The sequence below is a fragment of the Streptococcus sp. DD04 genome, assembly GCF_001578725.1.
Taxonomy (GTDB): Bacteria; Bacillota; Bacilli; order Lactobacillales; family Streptococcaceae; genus Streptococcus; species Streptococcus sinensis.
Window position 1 is genome coordinate 1 of sequence record NZ_KQ969019.1, and the last position, 306, is coordinate 306.

The window sequence follows — 306 nt, forward strand, 5'->3', positions numbered from 1 at the left end:
CTACTCTCTTACTCTCAAGAACTCAGAGAACACTATGAGCTCTACCAACTCTTACTCTTTCATTTCCAAGAGAAACAAGACGGAGCATTTCTTTGGACTCATTGAAGAAAGGATTGCTTGTATAAATCCTATCTTTCAGACTGTTTTTAAAACCTTTCTCAAGGACAAAGATAAAATTTTCAACGCTCTTGAACTCCCTTACTCAAATGCAAAACTGGAGGCTACCAATAACCTCATCAAAGTCATCAAGCGAAATGCTTTTGGCTTCCGAAATTTTGAAAACTTCAAAACTAGAATCCTCATCGC

Annotated in this window: 1 pseudogene; it reads left to right on the top strand. The window is 37.3% G+C overall.

Features of this window, described 5'->3' with window-relative positions:
* Positions 1–306, top strand: a pseudogene (locus tag STRDD04_RS10335) (transposase); the annotation flags it as partial.